This is a genomic window from Streptomyces sp. MUSC 14, assembly GCF_001866675.1.
Taxonomy (GTDB): Bacteria; Actinomycetota; Actinomycetes; order Streptomycetales; family Streptomycetaceae; genus Streptomyces.
Genome location: NZ_MLYN01000070.1, coordinates 64,074 through 83,720 on the forward strand (window position 1 = coordinate 64,074; position 19,647 = coordinate 83,720).

The window sequence follows — 19,647 nt, forward strand, 5'->3', positions numbered from 1 at the left end:
CAGTTCCGCCGGGCTGCAGCGGCGTTCGAGCTGCGCAGCCATGGCTGGCGCCCGGTCACTCCCCGAGAGGCTGCATCAGCACGAGGACGATCGATGCGACGGCGGCCAGTACGGCGATGGTGGGCAGGGGCCAGCGAGTCTTCTCCAGGGAAGTGACTCGCTCCTGGAGGTCGGCGATCTCCTTGTCGGTCTGGTCCGAGCGTTGTACGAGCAGGGCGAGCTGCCCGTCGATGCGGGAAAGGCCCACCTCCAGAGCGCGGCGCAACTCGGCGAGTGCCAGTGCGACATCTCCCTCCGGCATGCGGTTACTCCTTGCTGATCGGTTGTGGGGCGGGGAGTTGTCGGTGAGGGGAAGCCGGGCTGGCTCAGGACGCGGGGTCGTGCTTGAACGGGAGCCAGGAAGCGGTGCCCAAGCGGCCGAGCCGAGTTCCAGCGGTGCTCTTCAGCGCGGCGAGGGCGGCCGGCATCGTGGAGACCGCGGCCGCGCCGAGCGTCGAGAGGTCGACGAGGGCGGTCGTCCTGGTCGCGAGCAGCAGACCGAGGAAGGACTCCGCGAAGGTCATCATTGTGCGCTCGGCGGTGTCCGCGAGACTCTGGGAGAGCGTCACCGTCTTCTTCTCCGTCTCGTCCTCGGCGGTTGCCGGGTGCGGGACGTGGAGCTTGTCCCAGCTCGCCTTTCCCGGGATGCCGTCCGCATCCGGACCGCGGAAGCCGCACCTGAGCTGCCAGGCGGCGTACGACCGGCGGTGCGCCGCGTTCCATGTGCTGCCGGGCGCGGCGGGGTAGGCGTTGCAACCCTCGGCGACCATCGCCGTATGACGCCGAGCTCGATCAGTGCGCCGGCCAGTGCCCACTGGTCGCCGGTGTGCCGGGCGGCCTCAGCGGCCGTCCGATGCAGCCCGATGGCCTGGTCCCAGGGGCCGGCCTGCCGGAGGAAGGGCGCCATGGCCGCCGCCAGGCGGATCACCAGGTCGTACCGGGCGAGGGCGTTCGCCCGCCGGATGCAGGCCAGGATGTTGGCCCGCTCGCCCTCCAGCCAGCTCAGGGCTGTCGTGCGCGACTCGAAGTACGGAGTCTCCACACCCTCCGCGTCGTCCGGCGGGGGCGGGACCGCCGCACCGCTCCGGATGATGTGGTCGTTGGCGGCGGCGAGAGCTGCCAGATAGTAGGTGCCCACACGCCGGACGGCCGGTACGTGGTCCATGCTGTCTCCTTCGTCAGCGAGACCGCGGGCGTAATCGCGTAGGAGGTCGTGAAGCCGGTAACGGCTTCCCGGATGCTCGTCGATCAGGTGGGCGTCGTAGAGCGCGTCGAGCTGGTCGCGGGCGTCCGCCACCGTGACCGCGGCGAGCGCCGCCCCGACGTACGCGTCGAGATCCGTACCCGGGTAGTGACCGAGGGCCCGGAAGAAGCGCTGCAACTCTGCTTCGAGGTCCTGATAGGACAGGTCGAAGGTCGCGGCGACCGCACGCTCCCCGGCTCGCAGTTCTCCCAGCCTGTCCCGGGCCGCGACGAGCCTCGCGTGGAGATCCGTGGCACTCCACGAGGGGTGATGCCGCAGTCGTGCGGCGAGCAGCGATACCCCGAGCGGCAGGTACCCGCACAGCCGTACCAGTTCGCCGAGAACGTCCCGGTCGAGTGCGTCGGCTGGCCGGCCGCTGAGCCGTACGAACAGATCCACCGCGTGATCCGGTGGCAGCGCCACCACTGGCAGCACCACCTCTTCCTGTGCGGCCAGCCGCTTGCGGGACGTCACCAGTACCAGGCAATCGCTCCCGCCGGGGAGCAGAGGCTCCAGCTGCCGGTAGCTGCCCGCGTTGTCGAGAATGAGCAGCGCCTTCTTCCCTGCGAGCCGACCACGCCACATGGCGGACCGAGCCTCGGTGACCGCGCCGACGTCGTCACCGACGGGAATCTGCTGCGTTGGCACGCCGGCGGCGGGGAGCAGCGAGGCCAGAGCCTCGGTGGCCTGCACTGGGCTGCGTCCGGGGGTGTGTCCGTTGAGGTTCACGAAGAGCTGTCCGTCCGGGAACCGCTCCGAGAGGACGTGCCCCGCGTGCACGGCGAAGGCGGTCTTCCCGACGCCCGGCATCCCGTCGATCACATGGACGGGGAGCCCTTCGCCGGTCTCCTGCGCCGCATGGACCGACTGGACCAGCGACTCCAGCTCGGCGGACCAGTTGGTGAACGCCGACGTGTCGCGAGGCAGCGACCGCAGCACCAGGGCGGCGCCGGGCGGGCCCGATCCGTCGTCCGGTCGGAGCACGGGCTCGGGAACCTGACGCGAGGGCCGGCGGTCGCCCAGCACGGTAAGGACCGCGGCCAGCGCGGCCGCGATCACTCCCAGCATGACGAACGACAGCCAGGGATGCTTCTGTAACCATCCCAACCAGGACGGCCAATGCGACTGTGCCGACACCGCGTTCGTCACCAGACCCACGAGCATCGTGGTGACCGCGCCGCCACCGGCGACGCCTGCGAGTGCCGCGCCGCGCCGCATCCTCATGCCTGCAGCTCCGCTGCGCTGCTGCGCGAAGAGCGTCTCGGTGGCGGTGTATCCCGATCCTGTGGGGCTTCTGACCTGGGTACCCTTCGTGTCGCGGTGCGGAGTGAGCAGCGAGTTGGTCGGCACGGCACATGCAGGTGCACCCAGATCACGTACACACCCCCGGATCGCGCTGATCTCGACGCCACATCGGTAGTAAGCGGACCAGCCGCAACGGACCCGGTCAAGGTCACCTCTGCGCCACCCACTGTCGGGTATCGGCCATTCAGAACGGCCGAACGCCCGCGTCTGAGTACACGTGCTCATGCGCTTCATCACGCCGGAGTGTTGGGTGGAGGCATACCTGATGAGCCGCTGGCCTCCTGGCTGCGGGCAGAACGGCCCTACGCGGATGGTCTGTTCTCGGTCGCCCGCCGCTACGGGTCGACTGTGGCCTGTCACTGCTGGTAGCTAAAGTTGCTGGTGCACTTCGGGTGATCGGTTGTTCTGACGGTACGGGGAGGACGTTGTGTTGCCGAGCGATGGCGGATCGGCGCCGGGCACGTCGTCGTGGATGTCCGGCCTGTTCGACATGGCGCGCGACGCCGTCGCCGACGTGGCCACGGAGCTGTCCTCCTTCACAACCTTCCAGAAGCGCGTCGACGGCCTGATCCACGATCTGAAGGGCTCGCAGGCGGGTCCGGGCGAGATCGGGCAGGAGCAGCTCGCACGCCACCAGTTCGGCGGCGGGGCCGGGGCATGGACCGAGGCGGCCGGGCTGTTCAGCACGTACGAGACGGTGATCAGCGAACTGGAGACGCTGTCGAAGCTGTTGTCCGACTCCATGGAGGGCATGAACATCGCCGTCATGGCATCGCACAAGGGCTACCACAACATCGACCTGGACATCCGCGACCGCATGGCCGCGATCAGCGCGGAGACGACAAAGTACTACGGCGGCAGCTACGACCCCGAGGGGCCGAGCAATCACCGCGACGGCGGGAATGGGAAGCAGACGGGGCAGTCGTCGGGGCCAGCGCCGGCGGGTGGCGACGCGGGCGGTTCGATCTGATGGAACCGACGGGAGCGGGGAGGTTCTGATGCCTGGCAAGGGACCCGGCGGCGGTACGTCCTTCGAGGACATGAGCCACGAACAGATGCTGGAGTGGCTCGACCAGGCCAATGCCGGCACGGTGCAGGGCGCCGCAGCCCGGCTGCTCGACGCAGCCAAGGAGATCCGCAAGATCGCCGAGGAGCTCAAGGTCCGGCCGCAGTGGGTGGAGTGGAAGGGGGAGGGCGCGGACGCGTTCCGCACCTGGTCTGCCGACCTGGCCAACTCCACTCTCCGGCTGGGTGACTTCAGCGAAGGCGCTGGGAAGTGGCTGAGCGAGGCATCCGGGGCGATCGCGCACGCACAGGTATCGATCCCGCGCGACACTACGGGCGCGCAGGCGAACCTGGACGCGGCGAACGCGGCGCACAACGACCCGGACGCGGCGGCGGTCAGCGCCAAGGCCAAGAGCGAACTGGCTGCCTTGGCGGCACACAAGGAGAAGGTCCGCTTGGAGGCGGCGGCGCAGATGCGGAAGCTGGGGCAGACCTACGAGTGGTCGGCCACCCAGATGAACGGGCTCGAGCGGCCGAAGTTTCCGCCACCGCCGAAAGCGATCGTACCGCCGTCGGGATCCCTTACCGTGGACCGGGACAGGAGCGTAGTTGGCCCGGCGAGAAGCGGCGTCGGCCATGCTCCCGCGGTGACTGGCGTGTCCTCGCATGCAGTCGCCCAGGGACCGGCCACGCACTCAAACTCTGCCTCCGTATCGCACCCGACAACTTCGCCCGACCACGTCGGTTTGTCACAGCATCCTCCGGTGGGGAAGGCCGAACCACCTGCCCGGATGGGCATCGACTCCGTGGGCACGTTGCCCCATGCCCCACACACGACGGCGAGCACGCCTAGTGGTCTCCCTGGCGCCGGTCGGGCCGACGGCCCGGGCCCAGCGCAGCCTGCGATCATCCCTCCTGCGTTCGGGAGCAGCACCAGAACACCTGCGTGGCAGGCGGGGCCGGTCAGGTCCGCAACTGGCTCGGTGCCGCCGGGCAGAGACGTCACTGGTCCTCTGCAACGAGGAGGAATGCCAGCGCAACGAGTAGGAATGCCAGCCGGTCCGGCAGAACCGGGGCGGGGGACGATTCCCGGACGGCCCCCCTTGGCGCCAGGCGAGGAAGTCCCGACGCCGAATCCTGGACGCATGCCAAGCGGCGGCGGCAACGGCATTGTCGGGGGCCGTCCGACCACGCCTTCTACGGGCTGGCCGACAGGGGCCATCCCCCGCGGAACGGTGGTGGGTGCGGAGGGCCCGACCGCCCGCGGTCCCGTGGGGCGTCCTACGACAGGCACCGGTGGTCCTGCGCCCCATCCAGTTGGTCGCACGGCTGGGGTCCCCGGTGGTCGCACCGCCTCGCCCTACGGAAGAGTCGTGGGAGGCAGTACGCAGGAGTCGTCTCGGGGGTCCCTGAGCTCGGGAGCTCCTGTGCGAGGGGGCATCTCTGGTGGTGCGCCCACCTCCAAGCGGTCAGGCGGCACCCGCGTCAACGCGACTCCGCGGGAGACGTCATCGGCATCTCCCAACCAGCCGCGGAGCACCGCTGTCACGCCTGGCGGCCGCCAGTCCAAGGAGCAGCGGAACCGGAAGGACGACCAGCGTTCCGCTCGTCCGACCTCCGAGTGACCGCCCGCGAACAGCGAAGGAAAGCCCATGCTCTTCAAGAGGACCCGACTGGGGCGCCGTAAGGCCGCGGCAGCAGCCGTGCTGGGCCTGCTGCTGGTAGGTGCCCCGGGCCAGCCGGCGTATGCGGAGGGGATGCGTGCGCAGCAGTGGTTCCTCGACGCCATGAAGGCGGAGCAGATGTGGCGCACAAGTACCGGTAAGGGCATCACGGTCGCCGTGATCGACACAGGAGTGGACGCGGGCAACGCTGACCTGAAGGGGCGCGTCCTGCCTGGAAAGGACTTCGCCGCAGGCCAGGCAGGAGACGAGCACACCGACTACGACGGTCACGGAACGGGCATGGCTGGTCTCATCGCCGGGACCGGAGCAGCTGACGGCGGAAACGGAGCCTTCGGGCTCGCTCCAGGGGCCGAGATCCTCCCGGTACGGATGCCGAAGTCCACAACAGCGGCCAACGAGGCGGCGTCCATCGAGCAGTTCAACCGGGTGCTCCCGAAGGCGATTCGTTACGCGGCGGACGCGGGTGCACGGGTCATCAACATCTCGATGGCGGCGGAGGAGGGTTCGCCGGACGTGACCGCTGCTGTCACGTACGCCTTGGGGAAGGGCGCGTTGGTCTTTGCGGGCGTCGGCAACAGCGGCGACAAGGGAAATCCGGTCGAGTACCCCGCAGCGACGCCTGGTGTCGTCGGCGTGGCCGCGGTGGGCAAGGACCTCCGGCGTACTTCCTGGTCCGAGTACGGCTCGCAGGTGGACATGTCCGCTCCAGGCGCTGACATGGTCGCCGCTTGCACCAGCACGACAGGCTTCTGCAAGACCGACGGCACCAGCGACGCCACCGCTATCGTCTCCGCCAGCGCCGCCCTGATCTGGTCCAAGCACCCTGACTGGACCAACAACCAGGTCCTCCGCGTCATGCTCAACACCGTCGGCGCCCCCACGGACGGCGCCAAGCGCAACGACTCCATCGGCTACGGCATCGTCCGTCCGCGAATCGCCCTGCAGAACCCCGGCGACCCGGGCCCCGCCAACGTGTATCCGCTCCTGGACCTGAAGGGGGAGGCGGCGTCGAAGCCCACGTCTCCGAAAGCCTCCCAGACCGCAGGTGCGGGTGCACCGGCAAGGAATGACAACTCAGCCGCGGCATCTTCCTCGTCCGATGCTGACGACATCCTCTGGATCGCGCTGAGCGTTGGAGCAGTCGTACTCCTCGGAGCCGCGATCACGGTTACCGTCGTCGCCCGCAGGCGTCGGACGACCACAGCACCACTCCCAGCGCCCCCCTTGGCACCCGGTCAATCGCCCTACGCAGCCCCAGGGGTCACGCCCCCGCCGTACGCGCCTCCGGTTCCACCGAACAGCGCTTCCCCATCCGATCGAGGACCGGGTGTCGTCTGAGTACGCGTACTCAGACGGCTGGTGGCCGATACGGATGGGGCACTCGACGCAGCGTTACTACTGTGCTTGTCGACCGCAGCATCGCAGTCGCACGTTCACCACAACTCGGCGGCGTACAACGGGACACGGGGAGAGGCACGCATGGCGTGGGACGAGTGGGAGCAGCTCAAGGCCGCAGCGGCTGATCGGAGCACCGGTCGGATGCAGATCGACCACTTGGCTGACCCGGTGGGTGGGGGCGGCGTGTCCGGCAAACTCAGGTCCGACAAGGCCGCGTGGTCCAAGGTAGGCGGCGACGTCGGCGACCTGAGGGGCAACATCAGCAAGGCGCTGGCCAAACTGGCGGACGGCCAGAAGGGCCTCGGTAAGGACTCAGGCTGCCTGACCACCGCTGCCCAGCGAGAAGTCCACACCTCCTGGGAGCACTACGTCGGGAACGTGAGCGGGCGCTGCGAGAAGCTGTCCGGCCTGCTGGACAAGGTGGGTAACGATCAGCTCAGGACAGACGAGGCCATCAGTGCCGAGATTGCGAAGCTGAAGACCGAGTACAAGGACACGCCGGCGGTCGGCGGTCAGTCCAAGGGCCGGTGATCGGATCTCATGGACTACACGACGCTGAAGGCGCTGAAGCCGTCCGAGTATTTGGACGCGGCGAACGGGTTCCGCGCGGTGAGCGACATGGCCAGCGCGGCCAAGGACCGCATCGACATGCAGATCATCGGCGCCATGAAATCGGCCAACGAGGGTGATGCCGCGACTGCGGCTGAGGGCCAGTTACAGGAGTTGGCGAAGAACTTCCATTACACGCAGGCCGAATGCGGCCTGATCAGCACGGCGCTCGACGGATTCGCGTACGACATGGAGGCGGCCAAGAGGAAGCTGGACGCCGCCGTCGAGGACGCGCACGCCAAGAACTTCACCGTGAACCCCGACGGCTCGGTCAGCTACCCGTCGGCCGGCGAGAAGACCGACGGCAAAATCCCGGAAGGCGGCACTCTTGCCGCCCTACCGGATGACCCGGCCGCAAATGCGATCGGCCGCCAAGCAGCAAGATTCAACCCCAACCCGAACGCTCGGTACGCCCAGGAGTACGCCGACCGCATCGCCGACGCCCTCAAGGAGGCTACGGCGGCTGACGAGAAGTGGGCGCCGAAGCTGCGGGCGCTGAAGGCCGACGACGACCTGACCGTCTCCGACAGGGACTGGGTGGACGTCAAGAAGGACACCGCCGGTGTTCTCGAGGGAGCCCAGGACTACCTGCATTCGATCAAGGAGCCTCCCAAGCACGGCACTCCCAAGGAAAACGCGCAGTGGTGGAAGAGCCTTACCGACCAGCAGCGGGCTGACTACGTCGCTGTCCATCCTGACTCGATCGGGTGGATGGACGGCCTTCCCGCCACCGTGCGTGATGAGGCGAACCGAACCGTGCTTGCCGAGACCCGAGGCACTGCTCAGGTCGAACTGGACGCCTGGATGGCCAAGGAGCCCGCTCGCTTTCAGACCATTCACCAGCTCAACCCCAACACGGGTGGAGAGGTGGATGTCCCCGTCACGACTCCTGAAAGCGAAGCCGCATGGCAGAAGTGGGAAGCGAAGCGCGAGGAGTTGCAGGGTCGGATCGACGGCATGGATGCGATCCAGAAGCGCTATGACAACTTTACTGGAGATGAGGGGACTCGGCCCTACCTGCTAGGATTCGACAACAAGAATCTCGGCCACGCAGTTGTGTCCATTGGAAATCCGGACACTGCCAATAATGTGGTGACATATGTTCCGGGAACCACGGCGAATCTGAGTGGTGTCGATGGCCTCATCTCAAGGGCCGAAGCTCTCCAGGGTAAAGCGGCGCGAACGGACTTTACACATTCGACCGCATCGATCCTTTGGCTCGGCTACGATGCTCCGCAGAGTCTCGTGCCTGACGCGACTTACAACACCAGTTGGGCCGACAATGCCAGCGAGCCGCTGAGTAACTTTCTGAATGGTCTTGAAACGTCCCATCACGGAGGGCGCGTGAATTCGACCCTTCTGGGTCACAGTTACGGCTCCCTTGTGGCTGGCGAGACCCTGCGTGACCATCCGGACCTGCCCGTTAATAACGCGATCTTGGTAGGAAGCCCGGGCACTGGAGTCGATCACGCCAAGGACCTGAACATTCCCGCAGATCACGTCTGGGCGGCAACCGCCCAGAATGACATGGTAAATATGGCTCCGCCGCCGCTGGCGGGAGTGCAGGCCCCGCTGGATCCGAACACATACAGGCATCTCTTCGATGATCACTCAGTCATGTATGGGACCGACCCGACGTCCGATGAATACGGTGGGAATACCTTCAGAGTGGGTAACGGGCATCTTCCGGGCTGGCATCTTAAAGGCATGCCCGCTCACTCCCAGTACTGGGAGGGCGATTCCCTGGACAATATGGCGGAGATCGTAACCGGAGGAACCCCGTGAAGCTACGAAATCTGATGTCGATTGGTGCAGTGCTGACCGCACTGGTTGCTGTTACGGCGTGTGGGTCACACGGAGGCGGGAAAGGAGATGGCGTCGCAACGCCGAAGCATGTCGCGATGAACGAGCAGCAGGCAACCAAGCGCGCAGAGGAAATCATTCACCAAGCGGTGGACGGTATGTCACCGAAACCGAAACTCGAGCGTATCGGTCCCGAGCCTGTGGGGGCCTGTATTGCTCGGGACGACGGCGGTCCTGATAATCGGTTGCAGGTCAGTCTCGCGTACAAGCTGACGGGAGTGCCGGGCAGCGAAGCCAAGTCGCTGGTGCGGCAGGCCAGAGACGCCTGGGTGAAACTGGGCTACAAGTTCCAGTCGTCGGACGCGGACTGGTCCAAACCGTTCCCCCACGTGAACATGCGCACCGAACCCGATGACTTCTGGATGGACGCCATCACCGGCGTGGTGAACCGAGCCACGGGCGAAGGGCTGGCCTCCGTCGGTGTGACCTCACCGTGCTTCCCGCGCAGCACCAGTGATCAGTCCACTGCTGACTCCACAGCCTTCCACCGCACGCAGGTCGACGAGCACGCCGAGCAACTGGCTCTCGCCCACTCCAGCCGGATCTACGACGCACTCCACGTACGACACGCCCCGGCCCAGGAGGGAGACGGAACCAGCGTCTACCGGGACGCCGAGGGCACCTATGTCCACCATGCCTGGTCGACCCAGCCGCTCACAGAAGAGGAAACGGTTCAGGCTATGGCGCGTGTGCAGACCTACCTCGAGAGGGCGGGCTGGACCGTGCGTCACGTGCCGGCGGGAACCGGCGTCACCGCGCTCATCGCTCGTAACGTCGAGGACGAGAGTGTGACCCAGATCGCCCCGTCGACCACGGGCGCTTTGCGCGTAGCAGTGACGACGCCGGTCTCACCCGAGAAGTCGGCCAGCAGCTGAAACGCCAACGAGCGAGAAGCGGCCCAGTCGAAAAGGGCTCACGTGCGTCTGAGCAGGAGGGGACGTACCGCCATGTTCTGCACGGCACCCGACGCCGTCACTGATGTGGCTACGGAGCCGCAGAGAGTGAAGCGGTACCGCACGGCGGCCTTTGTCAGCCTCGCCGCCACAGTTGCGTTTTGCCTGCTCATGTCAGGATGTTCGAAGACCGCGAGCGACAGCGGTCAGTCGCGCGCGCTGCCTCAGTCCCCCAACCCGGACCCAGTTTCCAGGTATCCCTCGCTGGACGTGGACAAGGCTCGGGACAAGGCGAGGGCCGCCTCCAAGGCGATCTACGAGATGATCGACATGCCCCAGGCCAAGGCCACAGAGCCGGGCCCCGGTATCTCGACCTGCGACGAGGACCCCGGCCATCTCTATAAGACCTTCCACCCCTGGTCGGTCTACGACGTCTCCGAGGGCGAGCTGAAGGCGGGCTTCCAGCGGCTGCGGAAGGAGCTGCCGAAGAAGGGCTGGAAGATCGTCGACTACGGTCCCAACAAGAGCCAGGCCAAGACGCTCTCCCTCACGGCGGATTCGGAAACGGACCGCTTTTCGGTGAATGCCGAGCTCATGGTGTCCACCCCGTCCAATCCGCACGAGAAGAAGCCGTTGATCCTGGTTAACGTCGTGTCCGGCTGCTGGCGAGCTCCCAAGGGAACGGATCTCAACACCCAGTACTGATCACGTTGAGGTAATCCGGTTGACTCTGTCACCTGGACACCCGGAAAACCCAGGCGGGAGCCTAGCGATGGGACATCTCTGGGACAGGCTGGCTGGCACCAAGCACCCCCGGCAGCGCTGTCGGGGGTGCTGTGGGCGGTTGCCGTGTGGGGAGTTCTGCCGCCCCCTCGACGGCTCGCCGTTCGAGATGCGTGACCCTTCCAACAGACCGTGCTGGCTGAAGTGCGGGCACATGCCGATGGGCGGGGACTCGGTCACTCTCCAGACCGTGGGCCGGACCTGGATCGTCCTGGGTGATGCAATTACCGTTCTAGATTTGTTGGATTAAGGGTAGCGGCATAAAAGAGAGTAGTAATGCATTTTGAGGCAATTGGGGCCATTTTCTTTTTCCTGGGATTGGTCCTCTCTTTCAACATTGGTGGCGCTGCCGAGTATGCTTTCCGTGTTTTCACTCGCACGAACCCCATCGTTGGAACCGCCACCCCAAAAACCTTGCGCATCGTGGGTGGAGTCTGGATCCCGCTGGGAGCATTCCTTATAGCTGTCGGCCTCATCAGATGACGCGTCTCGACCGGTAGCGGGCGTGCCCGGAGCGGCGGTCGATCCGTACCAAGCCATTCGCGAGACTGGGTCGGGCTTGCGGTGGCAGAGTGGATCGAGCCTCGGACAGTGCCGATCGGGTCGTAGCCACGCCCGTCGACAGTACGGGGATGCGGTCTTCCGTAGGCTAGTCCAGCCCGTCACAGCTAGGCACTGTGACCGACGGGGTGGCGAGAGTGCAGTGAGCGGCAACACAAGAGGGTGACGAGTGAGCGACAAGAATCAGGAGCTGGCCGACTTCATCTGGTCGGTGGCTGACCTCCTGAGGGGCGACTACAAGCGCTCCGAGTACGGCAAGGTCATCCTGCCGATGACCGTGCTGCGCCGTTGGGACAGCAGCTCGCGAACTCCGGCGCGGCGGCCCTGGTCCTTCTCGCGGGTGAAGCGGCGCGTGAGTTCGTCCTGGGAGAGTGTGACCTGGCCGGGCTGGGGCGGTGGGGTGCCACCTGTGTCGGGGGTGCCGTCGGGCTCCTGCCCCGTGGGGTCGTCCTCAGAGGCGCCGAGAACCGGCAGGATCGGGCGGCCGTCGCGGCGGTAGCCCAGCGGTGCGAGGGGGAGCGGCGGCCGTGTCGGTCGCGTGTTCATGGGCACACTCTCCTTGCCCAGCCGCCCCCGCGCCGGCGGAGTCTAAACCCATGCCGTGCCCATGACGCGAATCCCTGTTTCGGAAGTCGTCATCTTTCGAGCACGCGAACGCAGATCAATTGAGTACGCATACCCACTCCTTGCCGGTAACCGCACCCATCCGCAGCGCTCCTCTGCCGACATACCGTCCCCGTATGCCCGAGGAGACCGCACCGACCAAAACCACCGTCCCGACCGATCCCGGGTCCCCCTCCTCCGCCCGCGGAGCCCTCGGATGCGGCTGCGCCGCGCTCGTCGTCGTACTCGTTCTGGTCGTCCAGCTCGCATGGGGGTCGACGGACGTTCCCCGCATCGCGCCCGAGGACATGGCGAGCCGCGCCTTCCAGCGTTCCCAGGAGGCGTACGACGTCATGGGGTTCAAGCGCACCGTAGAGCCTGGAGTCGAGCACATCGGCGTCAGCACGAGGAACACGTTCAGCTCCGGCTTCTGCTACGACGGGGGCCTGACAGGGCTGGAGGACAAGACCGTCGATGGCGCCTACCAGATGAGCCACAGATGGGCGCTGGACCACGTGCCCGCGAGCCAGGCCGTCTCCGGCCTCCGCCGACTGCGCCAGCATCTGAAGGACAGCGGCTGGGAGGTCACGTCCTACCGTGAGGGCGGTAAGGCCAAGTCCTGGGACCTGTACGTCCAGCGGGACGACGGCGACGAGCTGATGTCCTTCACCTGGTATCCGGACCGGGAGTACTTCACCGGCGGCGCCACTGTGCCCTGCGCCTACGACCCCGAGTGGAAGCACGGCGACGTCGGTCCCTCCGGGGACCGCCAGACGCCACCCACCCTCGGGCCCTCACAGCGGGACTAGGCAGCCGTCGCATCGGGCGCTCGCCCTGCCTCGCCATCCCCTACATTGTCCTGATCGTCATCGCCTGCCGCAGCGGTCCCGCCCAGCATCACGGCCTCTCGGGCGGCGGCCGCTTCCTTCTGTGCCTGGATGCGCTCCAGCTCCTGCGCCGCGTCCTCGATGGGAAAGCCCGCATCCATCAGCATCCGCACCCCGGTCTCCAGGGACAGCACCCCGGCTTGTACGCCCCGTGTGACCAGGTCGAGCGTTCCGGCCTGGTCACTGGGCAGGTACGAACCGAACGAGATCTCCGCCCGCGGGTTCTCGCCGGCGGGCAGGAAACCGCCTGCCTGGTACAGGCGCTGCACCATCTTCAGCAGCAGCGGGTACTTGGCGGCCCGTGGCCAACCGCATCGAGCGCACCATCGCGTCCAGCGGACCGAAGCTCAGCTGCATCGCGTAGCCGGACGGCACCTGAGACGGGTTCACTGTGCCCAGCACGGAGCCCGGCAGGCGCGCGGTCACCGACAGCCGGTCGCGCAGGACCTCCACGTACGCGCGCATCTCGGCGAGCTGGGAGGACGTGTCGACAGTGGACAGCTGCCCGCTCTCGCCGAGTGGCCACACCATCCCCGGCTCCGCCCGCACCGGCAGCGGCTGGCCGGTCTTGCGGTCGACGGGCAGCCGTGCTCCGGACAGGCCGATGATCGGAGAGCCGGTTGTCGCGGCGGCGCGTTGGCTGTCGGTGTCGGCCGCGCCGAGGTCGTCGAGGAGTTGCGCGGCGGACATGAGGCTGGACTGGCCGAAGTGTTCGGGGCCGCTGATGGTGTTCGGGACGTGCACGATCGGGATGAAGTCCAGTTGCAGATCAAGCCGGTTGAGCAGTTCACCGTCGGCGTTGGTGCGGAACCGGGCGTACTTCAACGACAGCGCGTCCACCTCTTCGCCCCTGTTGACGTGCTCCAGGTCCCATTCAGCGTCGGTGAGGTAGCAGGTACGGGTGCTCGGTTGTGTCGACCATGGGTAGCGGCGTGTGGCGGTGCCGTCCTCCGCGATGGGGCCGAGCTCGTAGGTCACGCGCCGGAGGCTGCCTCCGCGGCCGGTCGCCGGGTCGGCCGGGGTCTCCCAGGCCAGGTGCACCCGCTCCGGGTACGCGTCGGCGTCGATGGCCCCGTCCGGCAGGACAGGGACGTAGAAGCCGGGATCGATGGTCCGAAGGACCGGCCGTCCCTTGGTGCGCGACCACGCCAGCAGGTACACCGTGTCGCCGAGGAGCACGGCGGTCCGCTCCGCGTGCTGCATCCGCAGCCACAGGTGCTCCTGCTCAGCCCACTCGCGCAGCAGCGTCTCCCGCCCGCTTGCGGTCCCCGGTCCCGGGCCTGGCGCATCGGGCACGGTGATCTTCTGCGTCTTGCCGAGCAGATGGGCCAGCGTCTGGTTCACGATCAGCGCCGGATCGCCATACTCGCGTCGCTCCGCACCCTCTTCGCCGAGCAAAGCCGCAGCCTGGTTGGTGTCGTACGCCGCGAGCACCATGGAGGCGGCCAGCCGGCGACGATCCGCCTCCGGGATCCAGCTCGCTCCGGCGTGACCCGGCAGGCGCCCGGACCGGCCTTCGGCCGCCAACTGGAACGCCGACTTGTACGACAGGGCACCCCACGTATCGATGATCAGGTTGCGCCAGCGGCTCACGGTCAGCTCCGTTCCAGGTGACGAGGGCGGCGCAGTCTAAAGCTGTGACGAGCCGCGTGAGAGGACGCACCTGCCCGGCGCAGACCTCAACCACCGGCGTCCGAGCCCCTCTCCACTTCGCGGTGCCTTCGGACAGAGGTCCGCCCGTCACCGCTCAGCGATACGTCGACGCAGTCCACGGCCGCCCGGACAGTGCAACGGCGGCAGACCCGGTGATCGGATCAACTCCTTCGTGAGCCTGGCGACCCGTCAGTAAAGTGGCTGCCAGACGAAGGCCGCCGCCAACAGCGCGTCCACACGGGGATATCGGAGAGACAGTGGACAACCCTTTCGCCCCACCTCCTTCCGACAACGGGCATCGACCTGCGTGGTCCGCGCTCGACGAGTACCTGTGGCACTCGTGCGACATCATCGCCGACCTGGTCGAGAAGCGGATCGATCAGCGTCCGCTGGTCGCCACCATGGCCCGGCTCGAACCCGGAGACCGCGCACTGGCCGTCGGGCCTGCTCAGCGTCTGACCTGGAGGGCCATCGGGAACGGCAGCTACAGGCACCAGAACACGTTCGCCTTCGGCAGCCCCGCCTTCGTGATCGGCAGCATGGTCGGCTCGGCTGTCGGCAACTCAGCCCGGCGCCGTGCCGCCGCCAACGACGCGCAACCCCGCTGGGTACTGGACGGGCCCGGCGAAATCACCGTCACCACGCGCAAGGTCTACTTCGGCCATCCACAGTGTCCACTCGACCTCTTCTGGGTCGGCCTCGACACCATCGACCTCGTCGCACCGGACGTCTTCCAAACCAGCTTCCAGGACATCAACAACCACCGGCACACCACGGTGTAGCTCCGCACCCCCTGGGCATCGCTCCTGTTCGTCCTGGCCGCGATCACAGCATTCCCCGCCCACCCGCGGCTCCTGGGACGAGGCTGGCTTCCGCCGGACTTCGAAAGCCGATGCGCCCAGATCGGACGACCACGCCGCCCGGCAGCCCGCCTCCTGCTGGAACACAGGCACTGACTGCGAAACCGATCTCCGGCATTCGAATCAACGGCGGCCCGCAAGCCGACCGTCAGACGGACGCGACGGTCCAGGTACCGAAGCATCCAAGAAGAGGTCGGTGAGCGCCCACACGCAGGAGTCGAGGAGGTCGGGCGACTTCTCCTCCTGCTCAGAGGCGCCCACGTAGGTCGCCATCTGCTCCTCCAGGATCGCGAAGATGCGTGGAGGGCTGGCGTGGCTGATGCGGGACTGCTCATACAGCATCGCGACAGGGGCGGCACGGGCTCGCTTGTTGCGGGTGGCGTGGACGACGCGCCACTGGACGGTGGGGTCGATCTCGGTGAGGAGGGCGGGGAGATAGTCGCCGCCGTTGTTGGCCTCGATGACCACGCAGTCCGCCTGGTGCTCGTGGTAGAGGGAGGCGGCGCGACGCATCGCAGCGGTGGGCGTGTAGCGGTCCTGCTCGGCGTGGAGGACGTAGCCGCGGGGGCGGCGGTCGCCGTACATCTGCTCCAGCGGGTAGGAGCGGCCGGCCACAGTGAAGGCGGTCAGGTCCGCGGTGTCCGTCGTCGTGACGGCCGGGTCGACGGCGACGACCAGGCGGTCGAGCGGCGGGACCGTGGGGCGTGCGATGCGGAAGCCCTCCACCTCGAACATCCACTGCTTCCACAGCGCGCCCTCGACGTCTTCGAGGAGGACACCGTCCAGCTCCTGGCGGCCCAGGCGAGTGCCGCCGTACTCGGTGTCCAGTTCGGCGAGCGCGGCGGGGGAGAGGTTGGCGCGGTTGTCCTCGGTGCGGCCCGTGGTCAGTACGACACTGGAGCCGGGTCGGCTGCCGCGCTCGACGAGGCGCTTGACGTGCGGCAACGGCTTCGGCGTGGTGGAGATGACCACCTGCGGGCTCGGTGCCTCGCGCAGGCAGAACCACAGCATGTCGTACACGGACTGGGCGGTGTGGCGGTTCCAGGCCGCGTACTCGTCGAGCCAGCCCTTGTCGAAGGCGAAGCCGCGCAGGTTGTCCGGGGTCTCGGCGCCGAAGCCGTAGATCGCCGAGCCGTTCTTCAGGCGGAGGATCGTCAGGCCGTTGCCGGGGCTGTAGCGGCGGATGTCCTCGGGCGGGATGACCGCCAGCAGGCCGGACTTCGGGGACTCGAAGCAGATCTCCTTCACCAGGGTGGCGTTCTTCGCGACCACCGCGATCATCGTGCCGGAAGTTGCCGCCCAGGAGCGGACCGCCTCAGCTGCCGACTTCGTCTTCCCCCAGCCGCGGCCCGTCAGCATCATCCACGCCGTCCAGTCACCGGCCGGCAGACGCTGGGCGGCGCGAGCGTGGTGGTGGAGCCAGCCCTCGTGCGGAAGGCCGTCGCAGTCGGCGCGGCCGCAGGACCAGCGGCGTGCCGATGCGGCGTCGGCTTCGAGCAGTGCCGCCACCTCGGCCTGCAACTCGGCGTCCGACATGGCAGTCGGCTCGGGGAGCGCCGGCGGCGTGCCCGTCACGACGACGCTCCGTCTGCTCCATCCAAGGAGCCGATGCGCGACTCGAGCTCACGGCGCAACTGCTCCATACGGGCCCGCCGCTCCTCGTCCGTCAGACCGGTCACGTCGCCCACATCAGGAGAAGCGGCGCTGTTGACGGCCACGGCGAGGTCGATGCCGTACGCCTGGCGCTCGATGCGGACGGTGACCTCCAGCCAGCGGATCACGTCGGCGGGGCTGAGCCGGGACGCGTCCAGCTGCTGGAGCTGAGCGACGATCTTGGCCTGCGCGGCAGAGGCGAGGCGGGCATGACGGCGGGCGACCTCGCGAGCCGCCTGTTGTCGCTCGCCGCGCCACAGCCGGTCCTGCTCGCGGTCCCATGCCTCCGCACGCAACACCCACTGATGCGCGGTCGACCAGCGCTCGATGAGGGTGCGCGCCTTGTTCAAGGCGTCGGCGACCTTGCTGACGCTGCGGGACAGTCCGAGATCGCGGGAGCAGGCAAACGCCTCCCACGCGGCCGCCGACTCACCTGGCTGCCGCTCCCACGCCTCGGCCCGATCCGCCATGACCGCCTGCTGCTCCTCCTACGTCCTGTGACCTCCGTCGTCTCCTCGCTGGCTTCCGACTCGCGCGGCGCACTGCATGCGTCACCTCGTGGCGCGTAGATCCGGGTCGAGGAGACCGAGATGCGCCAGGAGGGAGTGGACATCGTCACGGCGCTGCGCTCGGCTACGACCCGTGGCACGACTGGCGACGTACAGGGCCGCCTTCCGGCGCACCTCCACGGGCAGGGGAGTGACGGACAGAGTGCGCTGCCAGTTCGCGTTGTCCTTCGCGAGGTTCAATCCGCCCTCTCCTCATACAGGACGACCAAGTCCTCCGGCTCCAGCCGTCCCTCAAGGAGCCCGGCAAGCTGGTCGGCCAGATGGAACGTCTCATCCGACAGGCGCTCGGTCATGCCGCGTGCCAGGCGGGCGGCGAGACGATGAACGGTGACCAGGTGATCGATCTCCGAGTGCAGGCGGTTGAGCTCGGCGGCGTACGGACTCCTCAACCGGCTGGCCTCCGGAAGTTCGGCGGCAGAACCGCACGCTGGCGGGCCGGACCGAGGACACGCAGTACGGTGTGCAGATCGCGGGGCCGCCACAGGGCGACTTCAAAGCCGCAGTCGGACAGGTGCGCCAGCCACAGCCGCTGGGCCGGACGGATGCGGCCCGAGTCGGTCTTGAACTCCACGAACAGCGTGCGGCTTTGAGACGCATGGCCGAACACCTCGTCCGGCCAGCCAGCATCGGAGCGGCGCGAGTCCGCCGTGTGGTACTGAAGCCGCCAGCCGTAGCGGGCGGCGATCTCACGGACATGCCGGCGCCACTGCTCCTCACTCGCTCCCTTCGCCAGCCCTGGTGCGTCACTGACGACGGGGAAACGCTCGGCTTCGAGCCGATCAAGCGGCCCGTACCGTTCGGCGAGCAGCTTGCGGTACAGCTGCTGCTCGGCGCGTGCGGCCGGACTCACGCCGCACCACCACCCTCGGACGGCGTGCCGGACGTCTCGTCGTCGGTGAGGAGGCGGTAGCCGTTGCTCATCGGCTTCATCCGCTCCAGGAGGATGCGCACCGTGTGGCCGGTGCGGCCGCCCGGCGTCGCCGAGGTGAGGACGACGCACTGCGCGTGCCTGGCCGATACGGCCTCCACGCGCAGGGTACGGCCCTTGCTGCGCCTGTCGTTGTCGGCCCAGATCTGGCCCGGCCGTACCTCGGGGAGCGTCATGCGGCGGCTCCCGCGAGGTAGTCGGCGGCCCAGAGTTCCAGGGCGCGCCATCGCTGTCCGGCGTCGATCTCGCCGTCGCGTTCCATCCGGTCGATGGCCCGCTGTACGACCGCTGCGGCGTCGGCCGGCATAGTGCGGGTCGCCAGGACAGTCTCGATCGGGGCGGTGCCCTTGCGCGTGGCGAGCTGTTCATCGGGGTCGTACCACCCCTCTGCCAGCTCGTCGAGATGCCGTTCCACAACGGCGAGGAGGATCGCGAACGCGGCGGCGACGTTGCCGATGTTGTGGGCGCCCTTCACCGTGTCGAGCGTGTCCAGCACGGCTTCGTACTGCTCGATGCGGGCCAGCCAGCGGGCATCCGCGGACGCCGACTTGCGGGCCGCCTCCAGAGCCTTCTCGGCAGCCTCCTTCTCGTCCGGCAGGAAGACGATGGAGACGGTCGCGAAGTCGAGGTTGGCTTCGGCCAGCGACGGCACGGAGACCTCTTCAAGGAGATCGAGGGTCTTGTCGTCCAGGCCCGAGTACAGGCGCATGGACACGTCTTCCAGCTCCTCGTACAGGGCCTTGAGGGTGGCAGGGTCGTCTTCGCCCGCGATGGCGTTGTGGGAGAGCTGAAGGGCGATCTGCTTCTGCCGCGGCAGCGGGTCGTCGACCTCCAGCCAGAAGATCGACGACAGGTCGGCCTCGATCGCCGCCTTCGTACGGTGGTTCCCGGACAGGACGATGCGGCGCCCGGAGCCGGCGTCGTGCCACACCAGCGGCGTCGACGTCAGGTGCCCGTCCTCGCGGATGTTCGCGACAAGGCGGTGGAACTGCTCGTGCCGCATGAAGCGGGCGTTCACGTCGAGCAGCGTCAGACCACGCGGGTCGCCCTCCACGATGCGGGGCTTGCTGAGCTGGGTCACCAGACCGTTTCCTCCTTGTCCTCCGTCTT

General features: G+C 67.6%; 20 protein-coding genes and 3 pseudogenes. 9 read left to right on the forward strand and 14 right to left on the reverse strand.

All coding sequences use genetic code 11. From position 1 onward, the window contains the following. Positions 1–55: 55 nt before the first annotated feature. The 4 genes and pseudogenes from BIV25_RS38015 to BIV25_RS54740 form a co-directional block, all read right to left on the reverse strand. Entirely contained in the window at positions 56–301 is a 246-nt protein-coding gene (locus BIV25_RS38015; RefSeq protein WP_071377106.1) for a hypothetical protein, read from the reverse strand. A 64-nt stretch (positions 302–365) separates the two neighbouring features. After that, positions 366–608 (reverse strand): hypothetical protein, encoded by a 243-nt coding sequence (locus tag BIV25_RS38020; RefSeq protein ID WP_079177140.1) that lies wholly within the window; start codon positions 606–608, stop codon positions 366–368. Between the two features lie 105 nt (positions 609–713). Beyond that, a pseudogene (locus tag BIV25_RS54735) lies at positions 714–809 on the reverse strand (N-acetylmuramoyl-L-alanine amidase); the annotation flags it as partial. Positions 810–1,564: 755 nt separating this feature from the next. Further along, a pseudogene (locus BIV25_RS54740) lies at positions 1,565–2,821 on the reverse strand (NB-ARC domain-containing protein); the annotation flags it as partial. Positions 2,822–3,014: 193 nt separating this feature from the next. Between BIV25_RS54740 and BIV25_RS38030 the strand changes: the two are divergent. The 7 genes and pseudogenes from BIV25_RS38030 to BIV25_RS48295 form a co-directional block, all read left to right on the forward strand. Then, the gene (locus BIV25_RS38030) at positions 3,015–3,557 is read left to right on the forward strand and encodes a hypothetical protein (RefSeq protein ID WP_256257074.1); all 543 of its coding nucleotides are present in this window, start codon (positions 3,015–3,017) and stop codon (positions 3,555–3,557) included. Positions 3,558–5,244: 1,687 nt separating this feature from the next. Further along, on the forward strand, positions 5,245–6,615 hold the full coding sequence (gene mycP / locus BIV25_RS38035; protein ID WP_071377108.1) for a type VII secretion-associated serine protease mycosin: 1,371 nt from the start codon (positions 5,245–5,247) through the stop codon (positions 6,613–6,615). Between the two features lie 141 nt (positions 6,616–6,756). Beyond that, positions 6,757–7,206 carry a hypothetical protein gene (locus tag BIV25_RS38040; RefSeq protein ID WP_071377109.1) on the forward strand — a complete coding sequence of 150 codons (450 nt, stop codon included), beginning with the start codon at positions 6,757–6,759 and terminating at the stop codon, positions 7,204–7,206. 9 nt (positions 7,207–7,215) lie between these two features. Beyond that, on the forward strand, positions 7,216–9,069 hold the full coding sequence (locus BIV25_RS38045) for an alpha/beta hydrolase (RefSeq protein ID WP_071377110.1): 1,854 nt from the start codon (positions 7,216–7,218) through the stop codon (positions 9,067–9,069). Positions 9,070–9,185: 116 nt separating this feature from the next. Then, complete coding sequence (locus tag BIV25_RS38050) at positions 9,186–10,022, forward strand: hypothetical protein (protein ID WP_256257075.1); 837 nt, start codon at positions 9,186–9,188, stop codon at positions 10,020–10,022. 72 nt (positions 10,023–10,094) lie between these two features. Further along, positions 10,095–10,745: a hypothetical protein gene (locus BIV25_RS38055; protein ID WP_143076774.1), complete on the forward strand. Its 651-nt coding sequence runs from the start codon at positions 10,095–10,097 to the stop codon at positions 10,743–10,745. A gap of 808 nt (positions 10,746–11,553) precedes the next feature. Continuing rightward, positions 11,554–11,673 (forward strand): annotated as a pseudogene (locus tag BIV25_RS48295) (type I restriction-modification system subunit M N-terminal domain-containing protein); the annotation flags it as partial. Here BIV25_RS48295 and BIV25_RS51625 read toward each other — a convergent pair. Further along, positions 11,619–11,930 (reverse strand): hypothetical protein, encoded by a 312-nt coding sequence (locus BIV25_RS51625; protein WP_071377113.1) that lies wholly within the window; start codon positions 11,928–11,930, stop codon positions 11,619–11,621. The pseudogene BIV25_RS48295 and the gene BIV25_RS51625 sit on opposite strands and share 55 nt — an antisense overlap. A gap of 194 nt (positions 11,931–12,124) precedes the next feature. On the opposite strand from BIV25_RS51625, the gene BIV25_RS38065 reads away from it, so the two are divergent. Continuing rightward, positions 12,125–12,796, forward strand: coding sequence for a hypothetical protein (locus BIV25_RS38065; RefSeq protein ID WP_071377114.1), 672 nt, complete (start codon positions 12,125–12,127; stop codon positions 12,794–12,796). Here the strand turns inward: BIV25_RS38065 and BIV25_RS50575 are convergent. Together BIV25_RS50575 and BIV25_RS38075 are read right to left on the reverse strand one after the other, a co-directional pair. Next, positions 12,793–13,146, reverse strand: a complete 354-nt coding sequence (locus BIV25_RS50575; RefSeq protein ID WP_143076775.1) for a hypothetical protein — start codon at positions 13,144–13,146, stop codon at positions 12,793–12,795. The genes BIV25_RS38065 and BIV25_RS50575 overlap by 4 nt on opposite strands. Further along, the gene (locus tag BIV25_RS38075) at positions 13,055–14,467 is read right to left on the reverse strand and encodes a hypothetical protein (protein WP_071377116.1); all 1,413 of its coding nucleotides are present in this window, start codon (positions 14,465–14,467) and stop codon (positions 13,055–13,057) included. The genes BIV25_RS50575 and BIV25_RS38075 overlap by 92 nt, the downstream gene beginning before the upstream one ends. Before the next feature lie 317 nt (positions 14,468–14,784). Here BIV25_RS38075 and BIV25_RS53590 point away from each other — a divergent pair, with 317 nt between their 5' ends. Beyond that, entirely contained in the window at positions 14,785–15,309 is a 525-nt protein-coding gene (locus BIV25_RS53590) for a hypothetical protein (protein WP_071377117.1), read from the forward strand. A gap of 201 nt (positions 15,310–15,510) precedes the next feature. Here BIV25_RS53590 and BIV25_RS38085 read toward each other — a convergent pair whose 3' ends face one another. From BIV25_RS38085 to BIV25_RS38115, 7 genes are all read right to left on the reverse strand, one after another. Beyond that, on the reverse strand, positions 15,511–16,962 hold the full coding sequence (locus BIV25_RS38085) for a terminase large subunit domain-containing protein (protein ID WP_071377118.1): 1,452 nt from the start codon (positions 16,960–16,962) through the stop codon (positions 15,511–15,513). After that, positions 16,959–17,510: a hypothetical protein gene (locus tag BIV25_RS38090; RefSeq protein WP_071377119.1), complete on the reverse strand. Its 552-nt coding sequence runs from the start codon at positions 17,508–17,510 to the stop codon at positions 16,959–16,961. Before BIV25_RS38090 ends, BIV25_RS38085 begins: the two co-directional genes overlap by 4 nt. An 81-nt stretch (positions 17,511–17,591) precedes the next feature. Further along, the gene (locus BIV25_RS38095) at positions 17,592–17,789 is read right to left on the reverse strand and encodes a hypothetical protein (RefSeq protein WP_071377120.1); all 198 of its coding nucleotides are present in this window, start codon (positions 17,787–17,789) and stop codon (positions 17,592–17,594) included. Continuing rightward, positions 17,786–17,998 carry a hypothetical protein gene (locus tag BIV25_RS38100; protein ID WP_071377121.1) on the reverse strand — a complete coding sequence of 71 codons (213 nt, stop codon included), beginning with the start codon at positions 17,996–17,998 and terminating at the stop codon, positions 17,786–17,788. The genes BIV25_RS38095 and BIV25_RS38100 overlap by 4 nt, the downstream gene beginning before the upstream one ends. Then, a complete protein-coding gene (locus BIV25_RS51630) occupies positions 17,995–18,459 on the reverse strand; it encodes a VRR-NUC domain-containing protein (RefSeq protein WP_071377122.1) in 465 nt (154 codons plus the stop codon). Before BIV25_RS51630 ends, BIV25_RS38100 begins: the two co-directional genes overlap by 4 nt. Then, on the reverse strand, positions 18,456–18,713 hold the full coding sequence (locus tag BIV25_RS51635; protein ID WP_071377123.1) for a DUF6354 family protein: 258 nt from the start codon (positions 18,711–18,713) through the stop codon (positions 18,456–18,458). Before BIV25_RS51635 ends, BIV25_RS51630 begins: the two co-directional genes overlap by 4 nt. Beyond that, complete coding sequence (locus tag BIV25_RS38115; protein ID WP_071377124.1) at positions 18,710–19,618, reverse strand: ParB N-terminal domain-containing protein; 909 nt, start codon at positions 19,616–19,618, stop codon at positions 18,710–18,712. The genes BIV25_RS51635 and BIV25_RS38115 overlap by 4 nt, the downstream gene beginning before the upstream one ends. Positions 19,619–19,647 lie beyond the last annotated feature (29 nt).